This window comes from Planctomycetia bacterium (genome assembly GCA_034440135.1).
In the GTDB taxonomy this organism is placed as follows: Bacteria; Planctomycetota; Planctomycetia; order Pirellulales; family JALHLM01; genus JALHLM01.
In genome coordinates this window covers 1-2,950 of the sequence record JAWXBP010000269.1, presented here as the reverse complement: position 1 = coordinate 2,950, position 2,950 = coordinate 1, and the positions used below count along the sequence as shown (strand labels likewise).

The 2,950-nt window shown below is 61.6% G+C and carries 3 protein-coding genes; all 3 read left to right on the top strand.

Features of this window, described 5'->3' with window-relative positions:
* Window positions 1-526 precede the first annotated feature (526 nt).
* On the top strand, window positions 527-1,402 hold the full coding sequence (locus SGJ19_16605) for a DUF1559 domain-containing protein (protein MDZ4781873.1): 876 nt from the start codon (window positions 527-529) through the stop codon (window positions 1,400-1,402).
* Window positions 1,403-1,498: 96 nt separating this feature from the next.
* A complete protein-coding gene (locus SGJ19_16600) occupies window positions 1,499-2,212 on the top strand; it encodes a methyltransferase domain-containing protein (GenBank protein MDZ4781872.1) in 714 nt (237 codons plus the stop codon).
* A partial coding sequence (locus SGJ19_16595; protein MDZ4781871.1) for an FAD-dependent oxidoreductase occupies window positions 2,209-2,950 on the top strand: 742 nt, incomplete at its 3' end. The genes SGJ19_16600 and SGJ19_16595, both read left to right, overlap by 4 nt.

The following is a 2,950-nucleotide window of genomic DNA, read 5'->3' as shown; positions in this document are numbered from 1 at the left end:
TCGGCTTGGCGATTTCGAGTCTGTTTCGACTTGATTCAACGACTAGAACCAGATCATAACAAGTAAGGTGTGAGTTAGTTGCGCACGCAGTTCAACTGGACTTGCGCTGCGTTGGCGCTTCGGATTAGTCGCACTTCTTCCACCTCCGCCGCTCACGAACGGCTGTTTAGGCAAAGGCTGGAACGCCGTCGAATCTTCCAGGAGCAATAGTCCTTCGCGAGCGGGCCTGGCATGAGTTTGAGCTGGCAGTTCGGTCATCCGGTCGCGCCACGCTCGCCGATGTCACGCGTGGCCGAGCCGGCCTGAAGGCCATTGCCGCGAGCGATTCCGACGACTTCTTCGCCGCCAAAGTCGGCGAGGACTGTGCGCAGTATTCAAGCGGCGGAGTGATCGGCACGCCGTGCTCGGAACCAGCAATTTGCACCAATGTCGCTGGCCGTCGCCAGATTGTGGGGCCCGTGCCCTGGGTGCCGTTCGCGTTCACTTGGCAACGAATTTCGGATAGAATCCGAACAGGAGACCTGAAATGGATGCAGGAAGCAATCAAACGTCGGTTTACTGGGCCGCGAGGTGTTCGAGTCGCCGCGGCCTGACAATCGTCGAACTGTTGGTCGTCTGCGCGGTACTCGCGATCTTGGTCGGCTTGTTGATGCCGGCCGTTCAGATCGCGAGGGAACAAGCGCGCAATTTGCAATGCCTGGCCCACGAACGCGAATTCGGCGTAGCCTTTCACGCTTTTCATGAAGCGCGGCGTCGCTTGCCGTCGGGTTGGCAAAGGGAATCCTCCGATCGGATCGCGCGTAGCTGGGCTGGCCAATTGCTGCCCTATTTGGAGCATGTTGCGATCGATCCGGGCCGGTCTGTGCATCGGGCGGCGATGAATGATCCCGCGTCCACGCAGGAACTTTCGATTTTCCAATGTCCTTCGGACGTGGCGGAATCGCAGTTTGCGTTGTATCGCGAAATCGGCGAGCATGAGTCGTCGTTTCAAACCAGCGAAACGATGCTGGCCACGCTGCCGTTGTCCAACTATCTCGGCGTCTTCGGCGTCAGCGATCCCGATGATGTGTCCGGCGAAATTGGTGAAGGGCCGTTTCGCGAGTTTCGCGGCTGCCGCTGGGAAGACTTGCGCCGCGGCGTCAGCAATGTGGCGCTCCTCTCGGAGCGCACCGCGCGGAAGTTGCCCGCCACATGGAGCGATTTCCCGCTGGACGGAGAAGACGCCGCGGGTCGAGTGACGGGCAACGCCTGTTTAGGCCCGAATCGCGACGACGCGGATGAATGCGAGTTCGACAGCCGCCACGACGAGCATATCAACGTGTTGTGGGGGGACGGCCGAGCTAGTTCCGTCGATTCATCGGTCGATCGCCTGGTCTATCAATCGATGGCGCGGCGCGAATAATCGCTGACTGCCGGCGTTAGGCCTGCTTGACATTCGAACGTGATCGGGCCACAACTCGCCTGGAACAACTATGACTATCGTAGCACGAGCGTTGGCATGATCGCGACCGGATGGCCCCGTGTTCGGCAACAAGAGTTGATGGATCAGCCCGGGTTGCGCGCGGAAGACCATCGACGGGCGCTCGCTGGATTGTGCCGCATCAATCAGATTAGCCGCACCGCATCCTACATCTGGCGACCATTGGAACAACTCGCGCGCCAAGTTGAGGGCCGCAAGCTGCGCGTGTTGGATCTTGCTTGTGGCGGCGGCGACGTGCTGATGGGCTGCGCTCATCGACTGGTGAAACGCGGTTTGGCCGTGGAGCTTCACGGAGTGGACCAAAGCGAGACGGCGATCGATGCCGCGCAAACGCTCTCGCGGCAAGCTGGCTTGAAGCACGTCCGATTCTCGCGACTGGACGTGCTTTCCGACGCATTGCCGGAAGACTACGACGTGGTGATGTCGACGCTGTTTTTCCATCACTTGGCCGACGATCAGGCGGCGCTACTATTATCTCGCATGGCCGCGGCAGCTCGACGGGCGGTGCTGATCGATGATCTCTTGAGATCGCGATTCGCTTATGGCCTGGCGTGGCTGGCGTGTCATACGTTGACGCGCTCGCCAATCGTGCGGTTCGACGGCCCCGTTTCCGTGCGGGCCGCCTTTACCGTCAGCGAATTGCGAGATTTGTGCGGTGGCTCCGGAATGAGTGGCGCCACATTCACGCGACATTGGCCGGCTCGGGTGCTGATTCAATGGAACAAGCCATGACGCCCGGCCGGTCGCACGCTGCTTTAAGTTCGCAAGATCCCGCGTGGGATGTCGTGGTGATCGGCGCTGGTCCCGCGGGTGCAGTTGCCGCCACGCTCGCGGCGCGTCGGGGACTGCGGACGCTGCTCGTGGATGCCAAGCGATTCCCTCGTCGGAAGACGTGCGGCGGTTGTCTCAGCCGGAGCGCGGTGACGGCGTTGCGACAATTTGGCCTGGACGACGTGCTACGCGAAATTGACGCGGCGCCGATTGATCGCATTCGCTTTTTTTCGGAAGGCAATGCGAGCGAGCTGAATCTGCCGGCTGGGTATGCGATTGATCGAGCGAGCTTTGACGCCGCCCTGGTCGATCGGGCGGTGAGCGCCGGCGCTGAATTCCGGCCCGGCTGTAGCGCCAAGGTTTTGGGCGCTCAAGGCGGCTGGCAACAAGTTCACCTGGCGGTGGGGGACCACACGAATGTCGCTACTACGCGCGTCGCCGTCGTGGCGGACGGACTGCTCCGCAGTAGTCTGCACGCCCAGTCGTCCTCGCCATCGAGCGCGGCGCACCAGGCGCGCATTGGCGTGGCCGCGGTCGTGGGCGTCGATGATTTCGATATCGCCTCACGAACCATCGAGATGTCCATTGCGCGGCAGGGTTACGCCGGCGCGGTTCGATTGGACGAAGCGCGAGTGCTCATCGCCGCCGCCTTGGATTGCGACGCACTCAAGTCACAAACGATTGGCGAGGCGGTCGCCG

Excerpts from the sequence above, each read along its gene's own strand:
- SGJ19_16605 (MDZ4781873.1), top strand. The coding sequence starts at position 527 with ATGGATGCAGGAAGCAATCAAACGTCGGTTTACTGGGCCGCGAGGTGT.
- SGJ19_16600 (MDZ4781872.1), top strand. The coding sequence starts at position 1,499 with ATGATCGCGACCGGATGGCCCCGTGTTCGGCAACAAGAGTTGATGGAT.